The 15900-nt window shown below is 68.9% G+C and carries 15 protein-coding genes and 1 pseudogene; 10 read left to right on the top strand and 6 right to left on the bottom strand.

Annotated features, from left to right (window positions below; all coding sequences use genetic code 11):
- Positions 1 to 33: 33 nt before the first annotated feature.
- Positions 34 to 717 (bottom strand): NUDIX hydrolase, encoded by a 684-nt coding sequence (locus tag MAE01_RS15750; RefSeq protein WP_147041043.1) that lies wholly within the window; start codon positions 715 to 717, stop codon positions 34 to 36.
- Between the two features lie 77 nt (positions 718 to 794).
- Positions 795 to 1604, bottom strand: a complete 810-nt coding sequence (locus MAE01_RS15745) for a DeoR/GlpR family DNA-binding transcription regulator (protein WP_222591699.1) — start codon at positions 1602 to 1604, stop codon at positions 795 to 797.
- 85 nt (positions 1605 to 1689) lie between these two features.
- Here MAE01_RS15745 and melA point away from each other — a divergent pair, with 85 nt between their 5' ends.
- Together melA and MAE01_RS15735 are read left to right on the top strand one after the other, a co-directional pair.
- The gene (melA, locus tag MAE01_RS15740; protein WP_147041041.1) at positions 1690 to 3009 is read left to right on the top strand and encodes an alpha-galactosidase; all 1320 of its coding nucleotides are present in this window, start codon (positions 1690 to 1692) and stop codon (positions 3007 to 3009) included.
- Positions 3006 to 3848 carry a class II fructose-bisphosphate aldolase gene (locus MAE01_RS15735; RefSeq protein ID WP_147041039.1) on the top strand — a complete coding sequence of 281 codons (843 nt, stop codon included), beginning with the start codon at positions 3006 to 3008 and terminating at the stop codon, positions 3846 to 3848. The genes melA and MAE01_RS15735 overlap by 4 nt, the downstream gene beginning before the upstream one ends.
- A gap of 65 nt (positions 3849 to 3913) precedes the next feature.
- Here MAE01_RS15735 and MAE01_RS15730 read toward each other — a convergent pair whose 3' ends face one another.
- Positions 3914 to 4969, bottom strand: a complete 1056-nt coding sequence (locus tag MAE01_RS15730; RefSeq protein WP_147041037.1) for an amidohydrolase family protein — start codon at positions 4967 to 4969, stop codon at positions 3914 to 3916.
- A gap of 155 nt (positions 4970 to 5124) precedes the next feature.
- Between MAE01_RS15730 and MAE01_RS15725 the strand changes: the two genes are divergently transcribed.
- The 7 genes from MAE01_RS15725 to MAE01_RS15695 all read left to right on the top strand — a co-directional run bounded on the left by MAE01_RS15725 (position 5125) and on the right by MAE01_RS15695 (position 11487).
- Complete coding sequence (locus tag MAE01_RS15725) at positions 5125 to 6432, top strand: extracellular solute-binding protein (protein ID WP_147041035.1); 1308 nt, start codon at positions 5125 to 5127, stop codon at positions 6430 to 6432.
- 84 nt (positions 6433 to 6516) lie between these two features.
- Positions 6517 to 7392: an SIS domain-containing protein gene (locus MAE01_RS15720; RefSeq protein WP_147041033.1), complete on the top strand. Its 876-nt coding sequence runs from the start codon at positions 6517 to 6519 to the stop codon at positions 7390 to 7392.
- Between the two features lie 38 nt (positions 7393 to 7430).
- Positions 7431 to 8399, top strand: coding sequence for a carbohydrate ABC transporter permease (locus tag MAE01_RS15715; RefSeq protein ID WP_229718243.1), 969 nt, complete (start codon positions 7431 to 7433; stop codon positions 8397 to 8399).
- On the top strand, positions 8399 to 9277 hold the full coding sequence (locus MAE01_RS15710) for a carbohydrate ABC transporter permease (RefSeq protein ID WP_147041031.1): 879 nt from the start codon (positions 8399 to 8401) through the stop codon (positions 9275 to 9277). The genes MAE01_RS15715 and MAE01_RS15710 overlap by 1 nt, the downstream gene beginning before the upstream one ends.
- On the top strand, positions 9274 to 10194 hold the full coding sequence (locus MAE01_RS15705) for a carbohydrate kinase family protein (protein ID WP_147041029.1): 921 nt from the start codon (positions 9274 to 9276) through the stop codon (positions 10192 to 10194). Before MAE01_RS15710 ends, MAE01_RS15705 begins: the two co-directional genes overlap by 4 nt.
- The gene (locus MAE01_RS15700) at positions 10191 to 11114 is read left to right on the top strand and encodes a 1-phosphofructokinase family hexose kinase (RefSeq protein WP_186806276.1); all 924 of its coding nucleotides are present in this window, start codon (positions 10191 to 10193) and stop codon (positions 11112 to 11114) included. The genes MAE01_RS15705 and MAE01_RS15700 overlap by 4 nt, the downstream gene beginning before the upstream one ends.
- A gap of 4 nt (positions 11115 to 11118) precedes the next feature.
- A complete protein-coding gene (locus MAE01_RS15695) occupies positions 11119 to 11487 on the top strand; it encodes a sterol carrier family protein (protein WP_147041024.1) in 369 nt (122 codons plus the stop codon).
- A 115-nt stretch (positions 11488 to 11602) separates the two neighbouring features.
- Here MAE01_RS15695 and MAE01_RS15690 read toward each other — a convergent pair whose 3' ends face one another.
- From MAE01_RS15690 to MAE01_RS15680, 3 genes are read right to left on the bottom strand one after another with little or no spacing between them, the layout of a single operon-like run.
- Entirely contained in the window at positions 11603 to 12376 is a 774-nt protein-coding gene (locus MAE01_RS15690) for a heme ABC transporter ATP-binding protein (RefSeq protein WP_147041022.1), read from the bottom strand.
- Complete coding sequence (locus tag MAE01_RS15685; RefSeq protein ID WP_147041020.1) at positions 12373 to 13446, bottom strand: FecCD family ABC transporter permease; 1074 nt, start codon at positions 13444 to 13446, stop codon at positions 12373 to 12375. Before MAE01_RS15685 ends, MAE01_RS15690 begins: the two co-directional genes overlap by 4 nt.
- Complete coding sequence (locus MAE01_RS15680) at positions 13443 to 14558, bottom strand: heme/hemin ABC transporter substrate-binding protein (RefSeq protein WP_147041018.1); 1116 nt, start codon at positions 14556 to 14558, stop codon at positions 13443 to 13445. The genes MAE01_RS15685 and MAE01_RS15680 overlap by 4 nt, the downstream gene beginning before the upstream one ends.
- Positions 14559 to 14722: 164 nt before the next feature.
- On the opposite strand from MAE01_RS15680, the pseudogene MAE01_RS16120 reads away from it, so the two are divergent.
- A pseudogene (locus MAE01_RS16120) lies at positions 14723 to 15900 on the top strand (hypothetical protein); the annotation flags it as partial.

The following is a 15900-nucleotide window of genomic DNA, read 5'->3' as shown; positions in this document are numbered from 1 at the left end:
CCGTCCAGACTACCCAGCCGCGCCCGCGCGTGTTCAGGGAGCGACGGGCCGCTCCCGCGTCTCGTCCCACGGAACGGTCCAGCCGCAGGCGTCGAACAGCCGGTCCAGCACCATCGCGGTGAAGCCCCACACGATCGTGCCGTCGACGTCGAACGCCGGGCCCTTGAACGTCATGCTCCCTCGCGAGGTCACCGACCGGAAGCGCGTCGCGGGATCCAGCAGCTGCGCCACCGGCACGCGGAACACCTCGACTGTCTCGGCGTGATCGACCGCGGCGACCTTCGACGGCTTCGTCCACCATCCGAGCACCGGCGTCACGTGATGGTTGCTGACGGCGAGCGGCAGCGCGGGAAGCATCGCCAGGATCTCGACGCCGGTCGGGTCGAGCCCGGTCTCCTCCTCGGCCTCGCGCAGCGCCGTGGCGGCATCGTCGCGGTCGCCCGGCTCGCGACCGCCACCGGGGAACGACACCTGTCCAGGATGCGACGAGAGGGTGGGTGCGCGTCGCTGCAGCAGCACGTCGAGATCCTTCGCCACTGCCGCGTCGAGCGTGGGTGCCGGGATGCTGTCGAGCACCCCGAACAGGACCAGAACGGCTGACCGGCGACCCTCGACGCCGTCGGGCAGCTGCGGGAGAACCCGCGGGGTCCAGTCGCCGTGCTGCGCGGCCGCGAGCAGCTGCGCTCTGGCGCCGTCCGGGTGCTGCGGGGTGCTCACCCTTCCCAGCCTATGCCCGTCTCGCGGCGGCGATCCCGTCCCAGGCGACGGTCTCGTCCGGCGGCGGCGATTCGGTGTCAGGCGATGACGACTGTGACGCCGAGTTCGCGCAGCCGATCGAGTTCTTCAGGGTCGGCGCTGTCGTCGGTGATGAGCATCGAGACGGTCTCCGTCTCCGTCATCTGTGCAAGCGCCACCCGGCCGATCTTCGACCCGTCGGCGACCACGATCGTGCGCTGCGCCTTCGCGACCATCGCATGGTTCGTGCGGGCCTCGGTCTCGTCGTGGGTGGTGACGCCGGCCTTCGCGGAGAAGCCGTCCGCGCCGAGGATCGCGGTGCCGACGTTGATGGCGTTGAAGGTTCCCTCGGCGAGCACCCCGACCAGCTCGAGGGACTGCGGACGCAGCAGACCACCGGTCATGACCACCCGCAGGCGCGGGTAGGCGGCGGCGAGGGACGCGATCGACAGCGAGTTCGTGACGATCGTGAGATCGCTGTGCCCGGTCAGCTCACGGGCGACCCCGGCGGTCGTCGTGCCACCGCTGAGTGCGATCGCGTGCCGCTCACGGGGGATGTGCGCGGCGGCAGCTCGGGCGATGCGGCGCTTCGCATCCTGGAAGCGGGTGTCGCGCAGCGCGACGGGCATCTCGGCGAGGGAACCGGCCGCCTTCGCGCCGCCGTGGGTCCGCGTGATGAGGCCCTGGTCGGAGAGGACCGTGAGATCGCGGCGGAGGGTGGCCGCGGAGCTGCCGAACAGTTCCTCGAGATCGGCGAGGGACACTTCGCCGCGCTCGGCGATCGTGTCGAGGATGCCGGCCATCCGGCGCGAGCGTTTGGGGGAGCCGCCGAACTCGGCGACGGTACTGGTGCTGTAGGCGCTGGCCATGGCAAGTGAGCATGACAGATGAGCGATTGAGTGTCAATTCACTCATTTGCTTGCTTGTAATGCGCATTCCTTTGAGAATCGGGGCATGCCAAAGATCACCTTCCTCGGCGCGGGCAGTGTCGTGTTCACCCGACAGCTCCTCACCGACCTGCTGCGGTTCGACGACCTGCCGACTCTCGACATCGCCCTGCACGACATCGACGCGACGCGCCTCGAGGTCGCCCGCATGACTGCGCTCAGCGTCTCGCGGCAGCTCGGTCGAGACATCAGGGTGACTGCCTCGCTCGAGCGCCGCGAAGCTCTGGCGGGCGCCGACTTCGTGATCAACATGATCCAGGTGGGCGGGGTGGCGGCCACCCGCATCGACCTCGAGCTCCCGGCGGCCAAGGGACTGAAGCAGACGATCGGCGACACGACGGGGATCGGGGGCGTTTTCCGGGCACTGCGCACCTTCCCGGTGCTCACCGGCATCGCGCGCGACATGCAGGAGCTCTGCCCCCACGCCTGGTTCCTCAACTACACCAACCCGATGGCGATGAACGTGTGGTGGATGTCTGTGGTCGCCCCGGAGATCAAGACCGTCGGCCTCTGCCACAGCGTGTACTGGACGGTCAACGACCTCTGCGAGCTCATCGGAGTTCCGCTCGAAGGCACGCACTACCGTGCAGCCGGGGTCAACCATCAGGCCTGGCTGACCGAATGGAGCCGTGACGGCGAAGACCTGTACCCGCGCCTGCGTGAGCGCCTCGACGCCGATCCCGAGCTGCAGCGCCGCGTGCGTGCGGAGATGTTCCGCCGGATCGGCTACTACCCGACCGAGACGAGCGAGCACTCCTCGGAGTACCTGGACTGGTTCCTGCGCTCCGACGCGCAGATCGAGAAGTTCCGCATCGAGCCGCTGCAGTACATCGCCATCTCCGACGACAACGTCCGTGAGTTCCACGAGGCCAAGGCGCTCCTCGACGCCGGCGATGAGATCCCCCTGCACGACGAGGGCGACGCGGCCGAGTACGCCCCGCAGATCATCCATTCCGTCCTCACCGGCACGCCGCGCGAGATCCACGCGAACATCCCGAACCACGGGCTCATCGACAACCTGCCGGAGAATGCGGTCGTCGAGGTGCCGGCGAGCGTCGACGCCGACGGCGTCCACCCGATCGCCTGGGGATCCGTGCCCGCGACCGGCGCCGCACTCAACCGCACCTACCTCTCCGTCGCAGACCTCACAGTCCGCGCGGCGCTGGAGGGTGACCCCGAGCTCGTCCGACGTGCCGTGCTCGTCGATCCGAACGCCAGTTCCACCCTGACGCCGGACGAGATCTGGGAGCTGTGCGACGAGCTCACTGCTGCGCACGCGGCACTGCTCCCGCGCGCGCTCGGCGGCGAGCTGGCAGGCGTGCAGTGACCCTGGCCGCGGCCGGGGAGCTCCTGAGCGACGCGACGCTCCGCGGACGTGCCGTCCCCGCCTTCAACGTCATCACGCTCGAGCAGGCGGAGGCCGTCGTCGGCGGTGCCGAGGATGCCGGGATCGGCGTCCTCATCCAGCTCAGCCAGAACGCGACCGTGTTCCGTGGCGGTTTCGCGCCGCTGCTCTCCGCCTGCCGGGAACTCGCGCGCGAGGCCTCCGTCGCCATCGGCATCCACCTCGATCACATCGAGGACGACGAGCTCGCACTCGCGATCATCGAGCGCTCTGCGGAGCTCGGCGTCGGCTCGCTCATGTTCGATCGGGCGTCGCTCCCATACGCCGAGAACGTCGCCCTCACCGCCCGCGTCGCCGCCGCCGCACACGGGCGTGCCCTCTGGATCGAGGGCGAACTGGGCGAGGTCGGCGGAAAGGACGGTGCGCACGCCCCCGGTGTGCGCACCGATCCCGACGAAGCCGCATCGTTCGTCCGCGACACCGCTGTCGACCTCCTCGCGGTCGCGGTCGGCAGCAGCCACGCGATGACCGAGCGAGCGGCCGTGCTGGATCTCGAACTGATCGGGCGGCTCGACGCGGCCGTCCCCGTGCCGCTCGTGCTGCACGGCAGCTCGGGGGTTCCGGACGGGATGCTGTCGGATGCCGTCTCCGCCGGCATCCGCAAGGTCAACGTCGGTACGGCGCTCGGCGTAGTGGGCACCGCGCGACTGCGCCGTGAGCTCGCGGAACGTCCGGATGCCGTCGACCCGCGTTCATACCTGCGCGGTGTTCGCACGGCGACGCGCGACGAGGTCGCCCGCCTCGCATCCGTCGTCGGCTGACCCGATCGGCCGGGCCGAGACGAGGCACCGAGAGGCGCGATGCGTGAGCGGGACGCGCGCCGGCGTCAGACGCCGAGCACCCGCCGGGCGTTGTCCCGGTAGAGCGCCGGAAGCAGGACCGGATCCAGTGCGGCCGCCGAGATGGTCCATCGTCCCTGTGGCGGGATCGGCTCTCCCGGTGCGTACTCGAAGCTCTCGTCCGCCGACTCCAGGAACCGGAAGTGCAGGCGGTATTGCTCGTCCTCTGCCGGGTAGATGTCGGTTCCGAACAGCACGCGATCCGGATGCTGCGCCACGAGTCGAGCGAAACGGCGAGGCTGTCGCCCCAGCTCCGCCAGCCTGCCTGCGATATCGACGTGATAGCGCGGTGCTGCATCCAGCAGGACCGACACTCGGTCCAGATCCTCAGCGGCGCAGCCGACGTGCGCGCCGATGATGTCCGTCTCCGGGCAGGCCAGCACGAGCCGGGCATGCGCGTCGAGCAGCGCGTCGAACGAGGGATGCCGGTCGGTGTCGCCGAACCACCAGTCCGGGGCGCCGCGCAGCTCATCGAGACGCTCGTTCTCGGCGTCCAGAGGATCGAAGAACGCGATCGGGTCGGCGGTGTGGATCAGCACCGGCAGGCCAAGCTCGCCGGCGCGGCGGACGACCTCGACGACCCGCGGATCGTCCGGCGCGACCAGGTGATCGCCCGAATCGCGCACGGACAGGCCGAGGGTCTTCCAGATCTTCACGCCGCGTGCGCCGCGTCGCGCGCTGTCCTCCAGGTTCTCCACCAGCAACCGCCCGCCGTCCGCCTGGGTCAGCAGCGACCAGTCCAGCTGGCAGAACGTGTGGAAACGTTCCGGGTGGGCGCGGTCGTATCGCTCGAGGTTGGCGTCGAGCTCTTCGCCCCACATCCCGTCCAGGTTCACGATCGCCTCGACCCGTCGGGCGTCCATCGTGCGCAGCAGCTCGCCGACGTCCGGGATGATCCAGTCGCCGTCTGCCGAGAGCCAGCGGCCCAGGTGGTTGTGCACGTCGATGCATGGCGTGTGGGGCAGCGGTACGTCGGTCTCCTGCGCGTGGAGTCTGCTCTTGGGCGTCCAGTCGCGCAGCTTCAGTTCATCGATCGAGGTCACAGCATCCACCCTCGCCTCCACGCCCGACGACGGCAATGTTCTGATCACCTGGAATGATTGCTTTGCTCACTTTTCTTTACAAATGATCATTTTGCGTCACTATTGAGCAATATCCCGGTGCCGCACCGACGCAGCACCACCGATGAGAGGACGTCATGACACAGCGCCGCACCACCGTCCGCATCGCGACCGCCGTCACCGCGGTCGGTGCCCTCTTCGCACTCGCCGGCTGCGCAGGCCCGCAGGGTGCGACCGAACTCGACCCCGAAGCCGACGTCACCCTCACCTGGTGGACGGGCCAGAGCGATGAAGCTGAGACCCTCCTCGAGGGCATGGCCGCCGAGTTCGAAGAACTCCACCCGAACGTCACCATCGACATCTCCTCGGGCGCTTCCTCCACCGAGGAGCTCCTGCAGAAGCTGTCCGCCGGTTTCGCGGGCAACAGCTACCCGAACATCTCGTACTCGTTCGGTGCGTGGGCCAGTGAACTGGAGTCCTCCCAGCGCACGCTCGACATCACCGACCAGGTGGCCGACCCCGAGGTCGGCTGGGACGAGTTCTCGGAGGCGGCCCGCGCGACGGTGCAGCCCACCGGCGAAGCCATCATCGGTTTCCCTGCGCTCGTCGACAACATCTCCCTCATCTACAACAAGACTGTCTTCGATGCCGCGGGCGTCGACTACCCGACCGAGGAGTGGACCTGGGACGACTTCCGCGATGCCGCGAAGAAGCTCACCGATGCCTCCACCGAGACCTATGGCTATGCCTATTCGGTGTCCGGCTCGGAGGAGACCACCTGGCAGTTCTGGCCGCACCTGTGGCAGCACGGCGGCGACATCCTCGCCGATGACGGCACGGCCGCGTTCGCGAGCGACGAGGGCGTCGAGGCTCTCGAGTTCCTGCGGCAGATGGCCGTCGAGGACCAGAGCGTCTACCTCGATCAGACCGATACGAAGTTCGCGCAGCTGTTCGCCGCGGACCGCATCGGAATGATGACCTCCGGGCCGTGGCAGCTGTGGGACCTGGGCACCGCCGGCACCGACTACGGCGTCACGATCCTGCCGGGCATCGACGGCGATCACCAGACGGTCTCCGGCCCGGATATCTGGGCACTGTTCGACACGCAGGACGCCAACGAGAACCACTGGTCGTTCGAGCTCATGAAGTGGCTGACTGCACCCGAGCAGGACCTGCGCTGGAACGTCGCATACGGCAACCTCCCGCTGCGGACGAGTGAGATCGACACCCCGGAGTTCCAGGAGCAGGTCAAGGCTCTTCCCGGCCTCGACGTCATGGCCGAGAACAACGCCAATGCCGTGAACGCCCGCCCCACGGTCGCCGGCTACGTGGGTCTCTCCGAGGCCATCGGATCGGCGATCTCGCAGGTGTTGCAGGGGCAGGGCACGCCTGAGGAGGCGCTCAAGGCCGCGGCCGAGAAGGCCGACAGATCGCTGGCCGACTGAATCGGCACCGAGCCCCAGTACCGAGCGCCGGAACCGCACCGATCGCACGATTCGCACCAACCGCACGAACCAGAAATGAGAGTCATGAACGTCACCTCCGTTGAGATCGACAGCCAGCCCGACGTCTGGCGGACGGCATGGGAGCTGCGTGACGAGGCCGCCCGAGTGCTGGCGCGCCCCGGCGAGCGGATGCTGGTTATCGGATGCGGCACCTCTGCCTTCGTCGCCGAGTCCTTCGCCCTGCTGCGCGAGGAGGCCGGACTCGGCGAGACGGATGCCGCGTACGCCTCCGAGCCGCGCCCATGGCGGCCCTACGACGTGGTGGTGAGCATCACCCGGTCGGGAACGACGACCGAGATCATCGAGGCGATGAACGCCGTACCGGCGGGCGTGCGCAAGGTCGTCATCACCGGTGTCGCCGATTCACCGTGCGCGCAGCTCGCCGACGACGTGCTGCTGCTGGACTTCGCGGACGAGAAGTCCGTCGTGCAGACCCGGTTCCCCACCACGCTCCTCTTCCTGGCGCGCGCGGCGTTCGGCGAAGACGTGTCCGGACTGCCGGACGACGCAGCGGCCGCGCTGGCCGACCCGCCTGCTGTGCCCGACGAGTTCGACCATGTCGTGTACCTCGGACGCGGCTGGACCTATGGCCTTGCCCAGGAGGCCGCGCTGAAGATCCGCGAGGCCGCCCAGGCCTGGGCGGAGTCGTATCCGCTGCTGGACTACCGTCACGGTCCTCTCGCCGTGGCGCACGAGGGGTCGCTGGTGTGGTTCCTGGGCGCGCGCAACGACGGGCTCGCGGGCGAGATCGAGGCGACCGGGGCGACCGTCGTGCAGGGCACGGCCGATCCGCTCATCGAACTCGCCCTCGCCCAGCGCCTCGCCGTGCGCACGGCGGAGCAGCGCGGATTGGATCCCGACAACCCGCGCCACCTCACGAGGTCGATTGTGCTTTCCTGAGTTCGACTCGGGCACGGAAGTTCGGGCAAGGAGTGGCGATGACGATGACGACACGCGAGACGGCAGCACCCCCGGAAGCACCGGATGAGGACCTGGGGCCTGCGGCGAAGGCGCCGGTGCGGAGAGCGCGAAGGTGGTTGCTGCGCGACGACCTGACCGGGTGGGCGTTCGTCGGTCCCGCGATGATCATCATCCTGGGACTGTCGATCTTCCCCGCCGCGTGGGCGTTCCTGCTCTCGCTGCAGAAATGGAACGGCTTCGCCGAACCGACCTTCATCGGTGCGGACAACTACTCCCAGCTGATGAGCGATGCGGAGTTCTGGGAGGCGGTCACGCACACCGGCGTCTACGTGGTGCTGTTCGTCCCGGCATCCGTCCTTCTTGGGCTCTTCCTCGCCGTCGCGCTGAACCGCAACATCCGCTTCGTCGGGCTGTACCGCACGGCCATCTTCGTGCCGTTCGTCGCGTCGGCTGCGGCAACCGGCATCCTGTCGACCTATCTGTTCAGCCCGCAGTACGGGCTCGCCAACAATGCCCTGCGCACGGTGGGGCTGCCTGCGCAGGGATGGCTGGAGGATCCGCAGCAGGCGATGCTCGTCATCGCGATCATGTCGCTGTGGGGTCAGGCCGCGTTCACGACCGTGATCTATCTCGCCGCGCTGCAGGACATCCCGAACGACCTGCTCGAGGCCGCCCGCATCGACGGTGCGAACCCCTGGCAGACGTTCTGGCGGATCGTGTGGCCCGAGCTCGGGCCGGTCACGGTGTTCGTGACGATCTGGCAGACGATCACCGCGCTGCAGCTGTTCGACCTCGTCTACACGACGACGAGGGGAGGTCCGCTGGATGCGACGAAGACCATCGTGTACTTCCTCTGGGAGAAGGCCTTCAAGACCCTTGAGTTCGGGTACGGGTCCGCCGCGGCGTACGTCCTGTTCGCGGTGACGCTTCTGATCACCGTCGGCATGGTCATCTATGCCCGCAGCCGGAAGATGGAGGCGTTCTGATGGCGATGGACATGCTGGACACCGTCACCCTCACCACGGGGAAGAGCGACCGTCCGCCGCGCCGTCGCCGCGGCACGAGCGGCTGGCACTTCGTGCTCGCGCCCGTCGCGCTGCTGTTCGTCATCCCGTTCGCGCAGATGGTGCTGGCATCGCTGTCGCCGGCCTCGGAGCTGGTGAAGTTCCCGCCGCCGTTCGTGCCTTCGCGCTTCACGCTGGACGGGTTCATCGCGCTGTTCTCGACGACGGATGTCCTGATCTGGCTGGTCAACAGCATGGTCGTCTCGGTCATCGCGATCGTCGCCCACATCATCCTCTGCTCGCTGGCGGGGTACGGATTCGCCAGGCTGCACTTCCGCGGCCGCAACGTCGGGTTCTTCATGATCGTCGCGACGATCATGATCCCGACCCAGCTGTTGATGATCCCCACCTACGTGATGTTCTCCAAGCTCGGGGTCATCAACACGCTCGCGGCGGCGTTCGTGCCGTGGCTGGCGTCGGCGTTCGGAATCTTCCTGATGCGGCAGTTCTTCCTCTCGATCCCCAAGGAGATTGAGGAGGCCGCCGCCCTCGACGGCGCGAACCGACTGCAGACCTTCCTGAGGGTCGTCCTGCCGCTGGCGAAGCCGGCGATCGCGACGCTGGCGATCTTCACGCTGTTGAGCTCATGGAACGACCTGATCTGGCCTCTGATCGCGATCAACGACGACAGCATCTTCACGGTGCAGCTCGGCATCGCGAACTTCCAGAGCACCCGGCGCACGCAGTGGGATCTGCTCATGGCGGCGAACGTCATCGCGACCGCTCCGCTCGTGCTGTTCTTCCTGTTCGCGCAGAAGCAGTTCGTGCAGACTATGACGATGTCGGGACTGAAGGGATGACCGCTCGGGTTCTCGTCGCCGGCGATGCCAATCTCGACCTGGTGCTGCGCGGCGATGTCGTGCCGCGCTTCGGACAGGCCGAGCAGTTGCTGGACAGCGCGGATCTCGTGCTCGGTTCCAGCGCCGGCATCTGCGCCGCCGGACTCGCCCGGCTCGGGGTCGACACGGCGCTCGTGGCCAGAATCGGGTCCGACGTGTTCGGCGGACGCACTCGAGAACTGCTTGAGGAGGCGGGCGTCGACACCTCGGCGGTCCGGGTCGTCGATGACCCGACCGGGGTCTCCGTGATCCTCTCCGCGCCGGAGGACCGCGCCATCCTGACGCTCACCGGAGCACTGGCCGGAATCCTGGCCGACGAGGTGCTCGTGGCCGCCGAGGGGGCGACCCACGTGCACTTCGCGTCGTTCTTCCTCGTTCCGGAGCTCGCCGGTGCCCTGCCTTCGGTGCTGCGGTCCCTGCGCGACAGCGGGATCACCACCAGCCTCGACACCAACTGGGATCCCGCAGAGCTGTGGGAGGGCGTCGAGGAGTGTCTGCCGTTGCTCGACCTGCTGCTCCCGAACGCCGCAGAGGCGCGTGCGCTCGCGGAGGCGCTCGGCGAGGAGACCCGCGACGTCGAGTCCGCAGCGCGGTTCCTCGCCGCACGCGGCCCCGCCGTGATCGTCAAGGACGGTGCTGCCGGCGGGCTGGCCGTGAGTGGCGAGCGGATGCTGCGCGCACCGGGTCTCACGATGGACGTCGTCGACACGACCGGGGCCGGGGACAGCTTCGACGCCGGTTTCCTCGCCGCGTGGACGGCGGGGCACAGCCTCGATGAGGCGCTGCGCTGGGGCGCCGTCGCAGGTTCGCTCTCCACCAGAGGTTCCGGCGGAACCGGTGGACAGCCCACGCGCTCCGAGTTGGAGCGCGCGCTGTGATCACCTGCCTCGGTCTCTCGCCGGCGCTGGATGTCACCTACGGCGTGCCGACCGTGACGCTCGGCGGCATCCACCGTCCGGAGTGGAAGGTCGCGCTGCCGGGAGGCAAGTCGCTCAACGTCGCCCGTGCCGCGCAGCTGCTGGGCGCCGAGGTGCACGCCATCACCCCTCTCGGCGGCGCCGTGGGAGACGACATCGAGGCGGCGCTTGCGGCTGCCGATGTGCCGGTCACTCGCATCGACACCGGGATCGCGACCAGGATGTGCGTGAGCGTCGTCGCCGAATCGGACGGCGGAATCACAGAGTTCTACGAACACGCCCCTGCCATCGTCGATGAGGTGTGGGACGAGGTGCTCTCCGCGCTCGAGTGGATCGCCATCGGATGGCTCGTCGTGTCCGGTTCCGTTCCACCGGGGCGAGAGCCCGGATTGGCCGCGGCTCTCGCCGCGGCATCCGATCGCGGGGTGCGTCTCGCACTCGATCTGCGAGGTGAGGCGCTCGCCGCAGCTCTCGCCGAGACGCCGGTCGAGCTGATCAAGGTCAATCGGGCCGAGGCCGAGGAGGCGGTCGGGCCTGGTGCCCTGACGGAACTCGCGACCCGGCTGCGCTCCCTGGGCGCCGCGCGAGCGGTCGTCACCGACGGGGCATCCGGATCCGTTGCCGTCGACGATGCGGACAGCTGGGCCGTCGACCCCGTCCAAGCCGGCGGGTACACGGTCGGCGCGGGCGATTCCTTCCTCGCCGGCCTCCTGCACGGTCTGGACCAGACCGGGGAGCTGCCTGATGCTCTGCGCCTGGCGGCGGGGGCCGCCGCGGCGAACACCCTGCGCCCCGGGGCCGCGGTGTTCGACGCGGAAGAGGCCATGGCGCTGGCGGACCGCGTCTTGGTGAGACGCGGGTCAGAGGCCGCCATAGGCTGAGCAGATGGCCCGCAAGATCGACACCGCCGCCGGAAGAGCGGCTCTGGATGCCGTGCGCACAGCGACCGCATCCGGCGAGAAACCCGCGCGCACGGCGCTGGCGACCGCGGTCCGGTACCTGCTCCAGCTGCTCGACGAGAAGGCTCCCGGCAACAGCGTCGAGGTGCGCGTGCCGCCGTTCGGTGCGGTCCAGGTGGTGCAGGGGCCGCGGCACACGCGCGGCACTCCGCCGAACGTGATCGAGATGGATGCCGCGACCTGGATCGCCCTCGCCACCGGTGGGGAAGCCTGGGCGGATGCCGTCGCCGCCGGCCGCGTGCAGGCATCCGGCACGCGCGCCGACCTGTCGGACCTGTTGCCGCTGCGTCCCTGACCGTCGGCTTCGACTCGTCGCTGGGCTCCTCGCTCACCCCGTTTCGTCTTCGGCGCTCCGCGCCTTCGCTCAACGACCCGCAACTGCTCTCACCGGAGGCGAGCGACGTGAACGTCTACCGCCGCGCGACGACCAGTGGCACGCCGGTGGTCGGGTGCGGGAAGACGTCCACGCGCTGCCCGTACACCTGCTCGATCCGCTCCGCGGTGAGCACGTCCTGCGGCGTCCCGCTCGCGACCACCCGGCCCGCGGCGAGCAGCGTCAACCGGTCGGCGTGCGCGAGCGCCGCGTTCAGATCGTGCAGCACCACGGCGACGGCGGTGCCGGCATCCGCACTCGCGCGCACGAGGCGCATGACGTCCTCATGATGCTTGAGATCGAGGGCAGCGGTCGGCTCGTCGAGAAGCATGATCGGGGTCGACTGCGCGAGCACCCTCGCCAGCGCCACCCGCGCGCGCTCGCCGCCGGACAGCGACGACACCGAACGGTGGGCGAGCCCCTCCACCTCGGTGGCGCGCATGGACGATGCCACGATCGCGTCATCGTCTCCCTCGGATGCCGTCCGCGCCCAGGGCGCCCGCCCCATCCGCACGACCTGCTCCGCCGAGAACGGGAACGACACCGCGTTCTCCTGCAGCAGCACGGCCCGGGTGCGAGCGAGTTCCCGCGGCCGGACGGCATCCAGCGACCGCCCCTCGATCGCGACGGAGCCGGACTCGGGCGTGACATCGCCGGCGAGCACGCCGAACAGCGTCGACTTGCCCGCGCCGTTCGGCCCGACGAGAGCGTGGATCTCCCCGCGGCGCACCTCGATCGAGGCATCCTCGAGGATCGGCCGCATCCCGGCGACCGGCCGCACCGTGACCCCGGATGCCCTCAGCGCGCTCATGCCCAGCCTCCCGAGCGGCGACGGGTGCGCACCAGCAGCCACAGGAAGAACGGCCCGCCCACGAGCGAAGTGATCATGCCGATCGGCATGTCCGCCAGCGGCACGGCCGTGCGCGCGACGAGATCGGCGAGGGCGATCAGCAGCGCACCGCCGACCGCGGACGCGACGATCAGCGGCAGGTGCGCGGGACCGATCAACATGCGCATGAGGTGCGGGACGACGAGGCCGACGAATCCGATGATGCCTGCGAACGCCACGGCGGCGCAGACCAGGACCGCGACGGTCACGATCACGACGACCCGCAACAGCTCGACGTTGAGCCCGAGATGCCGGGCGGTGCGCTCGCCGAGGGCGAAGAGGTCGAGGCTGCGCGCGGCGAACAGCGCCACGACGATGCCCACCGCGGTCAGTGGAGCGACGATCGCGATGTTCGGCCACAGCGCGCCGTTCAGCGAGCCGAGCTGCCAGAACACGATCTGCTCGCGCGTCGACGTCGTGCCGAGGAACGTCAGGAAGGCCATGCCCGCACCGCCGATTGCGTTGATCGCGATGCCGGTGAGCAGCAGGGTCACGACCTCGGTGCGCCCGCCCGATCGGCTGATGAAATACACCGAGAACACCGCGACGAGTCCGCCGATGAATGCCATCGCCGGGGTCGTCCACATCCCGAACGTCGCGAGCCCGAAGGTGAGGCTCGCGGCAGCGCCGAGAGCAGCCCCCGACGAGACGCCGACGACACCGGCATCCGCGAGCGGGTTCCCGAAGATGGCCTGCATGAGCACGCCCGACACAGCCAGTGCTGCGCCGACGAGCACGCCGAGCACGAGCCGTGGCAGACGGATGTTGAGGATCACACCGCTCGCGGACGGGGTGTCGGGCGCCCAGGCCGTGTCGATCCCAACCCCCTGCAACAGGATCCCGGCGACCTCGGTGGGAGACAGCGCATACTGCCCGCTCGCCAGCGACACCACGCACGTGATGGCGAGGGCGGCGGCGAGCAGCGTTGTGATGAAGACGAAACGGAGCCTTCGGTGCCGCGCGGGTGTGGCGGTGACGGCCTCCGCGGTCATTCTGCGGTCTCGCCGGATGCCGGCGCGTACAGGGCGCGCGCGATGGCGCGGACGATCTCGGGCGAGCGCGGTCCGAAGCTGAGGATCTCTCCGTCCGCCATGTCGATCACGCGGCGGTTCGCGCCGGCGGGGGTCTCTGCGACGGCAGGCACGCGCTCGATCAGCCCGTCGATCCCGCCGACCGACTCGAGTCCATCGGTCATCATCACCAGCACGTCCGGCTGCGCGGCCACCAGCGCCTCGGCGGTCATGGGCTTGTTGCCCTCCCAGCTGATCTCACTGGCCACGTCGATCCCGCCGACGGCTTCGATGAGCGCATCCGCGCCGGAGTCCTTGCCGAAGATGTAGTACACGTTCGCGCTGCCGCGCACGTAGAGGAACAGCATCCGTGCGCGGTCCGCCTCGTCGGCGGGAACCACCGGCGCGATCTCGGCCAGCGCGGCCTCGAGCTGCTCGTCGACCTGCGCGATCAGTGCCTCGCCGCGCGACGGGATGCCGAGAGCCGTGGCGACCTCGGTGATGAGCTGGTCGGTGGTCTCCAGGCGCAACTCGTCGGAGATGATGACGACCGGGATGCCGGCATCGCGCAGTTGCTGGCGCACCTCCTTCGGCCCGATCGTGGTGTCGGTGAGGATGACGGTCGGCGCGAGTTCGAGGATCGCCTCGGGGTTCAGCGAGTGCCCGGTCTTGGTCACGACCGGCAGGTCCTCGGTGCCGTCGAAGGTCGTGGACGAATCGCGCCCGACGACGTTCTCGCCCATCCCGAGTGCGAACACCGTGGATGCGATGGTCCCGGAGATGTCGATCGCGAGGATGCGGTCCACGTCGGTCACCTCGACCTCGTAGCCCTCCGCGTCGGTGACGGCGACCGGCAGGCTCGGTGCGGTGTCGTCTGCGACCGCGTCGATGGCATGGTCCAGCAGGCACGCGGTGGAGCCGCCGGTCGCGGTGCGGACGTCCTCGACGAGGTCGAGGTCCGCAAGCTGCGCCGAGGCGGACGGGCACGAGTCGGATGCCGAGCCTTCACCTCCTGCCGTGGCAGAGGGGGCCGCACAGCCGGCGAGCCCGAGGGCGAGCACAGCGGTGATGAGCAGACTGAAGGCGGAGCGCATTAGGGAAGGCTGTCCTAATCTTTGACGAAATGGCCTCGACCAGTCTAAGGTCAAATCAGCTGGTTAGCTAAGCCTAACCAATCTTCCTACAGCATCTGCCCGATGACGTCTGTTCTGCTGCGCGCCGGCAACGAGCGCGCGCTTCCGCCCGCTTGGAGGCATCCGTGAATCACCCTCAATCCGCCGCGACGACCAGTCGCCCACGGGCCGCAGTCGCAGCCGTGCTCGCCGTCTTGATGGCGCTGTTCGGCGCGCTGACGGCTCCGGCCGCTTTCGCCGCGGACGGCGCGACCGTCGCGACGCAGGTCACCGCGGCATCCGAGACCGGGCTGACCGTGCAGGTCGACGCCTCCGGGCTGCCTGGCGACATCTCGTTCGCATACACAGCGCTGGTCGTGCAGGGAACCGACGAGCAGGTGGTGTTCGGCAACCCGTTCACGCCCGTCAGTGACGGTGCGGCCTCCTATGACCTCGAGGCTCCGGTCGGCAAGCTGGATCGCTCGAAGACGTACGAGGTCGTGATCTGGCAGCAGCACTCGTCGCTTGCGACAGCCGGTGCGTACGCACGTTCCATCGTGGATGTCTCTGGCGCGCAGTGGGATGCCGTTTTCCCGCCGGCTCCCGAGTCCACCGAACCGAATGAGCCCACCGAGCCGGCTGAGCCCACGAATCCGGTCGAGCCGACGGCCCCGACAGAGCCGGCTCAGCCCGCTGCTCCGGCAGCGCCTTCCCTGACGGTGTCGAAGGCCACCGGGCTGAACCCCGACGGTGAGACCATCACGATCACCGCCGAGAACTACGACGGCTCTGCCGATGGCAACTACACCCCGGGTAAGGCCGGCTTCTATCTGCAGGTCGGCTGGCTGAGCGAGGACTGGCGTCCGTCCGAGGGGGCGGGTTCCTCTGCGCGTTCCAACGCATACTCGACGTGGGTGTCGGATGCCGCGGCGACGTACGCTCCGACGAAGTGGACTGAGAACGCGGACGGCACCGTGAGCGCGACATGGACGGTGACGGTCACCAAGGCAGAGCTCGACAAGGCGAAGTTCGACGGTGCTCGGCTGGCGGTCTTCTCCGTCGGCGCCGGCGGCGTCACTCAGGCCGCCGCAGAGCTGTCCCAGACGATCTCGTTCGCGCCTCCGTCCCCCACCCTGAGCGTGTCGAAGACCGAGGGACTCGACCCCGATGGTGAGACCATCACGATCACGGCGGAGAACTACGACGGTTCCGCCGACGGCAAATACACCCCGGGCAAGGCCGGCTTCTATCTGCAGGTCGGCTGGCTGAGCGAGGACTGGCGTCCGTCGGAGGGCGCTGCCTCCTCCGCACGTTCCAACGCCTT

The sequence above is a fragment of the Microbacterium aerolatum genome (genome assembly GCF_007988825.1).
GTDB classification, from domain to species: domain Bacteria; phylum Actinomycetota; class Actinomycetes; order Actinomycetales; family Microbacteriaceae; genus Microbacterium; species Microbacterium aerolatum.
This window is presented reverse-complemented; position numbering and strand designations above follow the sequence as displayed.

Coding starts and splice junctions, on each gene's coding strand:
- MAE01_RS15745 (WP_222591699.1), bottom strand. CDS start 1,604: ATGGCCAGCGCCTACAGCACCAGTACCGTCGCCGAGTTCGGCGGCTCC.
- melA (WP_147041041.1), top strand. CDS start 1,690: ATGCCAAAGATCACCTTCCTCGGCGCGGGCAGTGTCGTGTTCACCCGA.
- MAE01_RS15725 (WP_147041035.1), top strand. CDS start 5,125: ATGACACAGCGCCGCACCACCGTCCGCATCGCGACCGCCGTCACCGCG.
- MAE01_RS15720 (WP_147041033.1), top strand. CDS start 6,517: ATGAACGTCACCTCCGTTGAGATCGACAGCCAGCCCGACGTCTGGCGG.
- MAE01_RS15715 (WP_229718243.1), top strand. CDS start 7,431: ATGACGATGACGACACGCGAGACGGCAGCACCCCCGGAAGCACCGGAT.
- MAE01_RS15710 (WP_147041031.1), top strand. CDS start 8,399: ATGGCGATGGACATGCTGGACACCGTCACCCTCACCACGGGGAAGAGC.
- MAE01_RS15705 (WP_147041029.1), top strand. CDS start 9,274: ATGACCGCTCGGGTTCTCGTCGCCGGCGATGCCAATCTCGACCTGGTG.
- MAE01_RS15695 (WP_147041024.1), top strand. CDS start 11,119: ATGGCCCGCAAGATCGACACCGCCGCCGGAAGAGCGGCTCTGGATGCC.
- MAE01_RS15690 (WP_147041022.1), bottom strand. CDS start 12,376: ATGAGCGCGCTGAGGGCATCCGGGGTCACGGTGCGGCCGGTCGCCGGG.
- MAE01_RS15685 (WP_147041020.1), bottom strand. CDS start 13,446: ATGACCGCGGAGGCCGTCACCGCCACACCCGCGCGGCACCGAAGGCTC.
- MAE01_RS15680 (WP_147041018.1), bottom strand. CDS start 14,558: ATGCGCTCCGCCTTCAGTCTGCTCATCACCGCTGTGCTCGCCCTCGGG.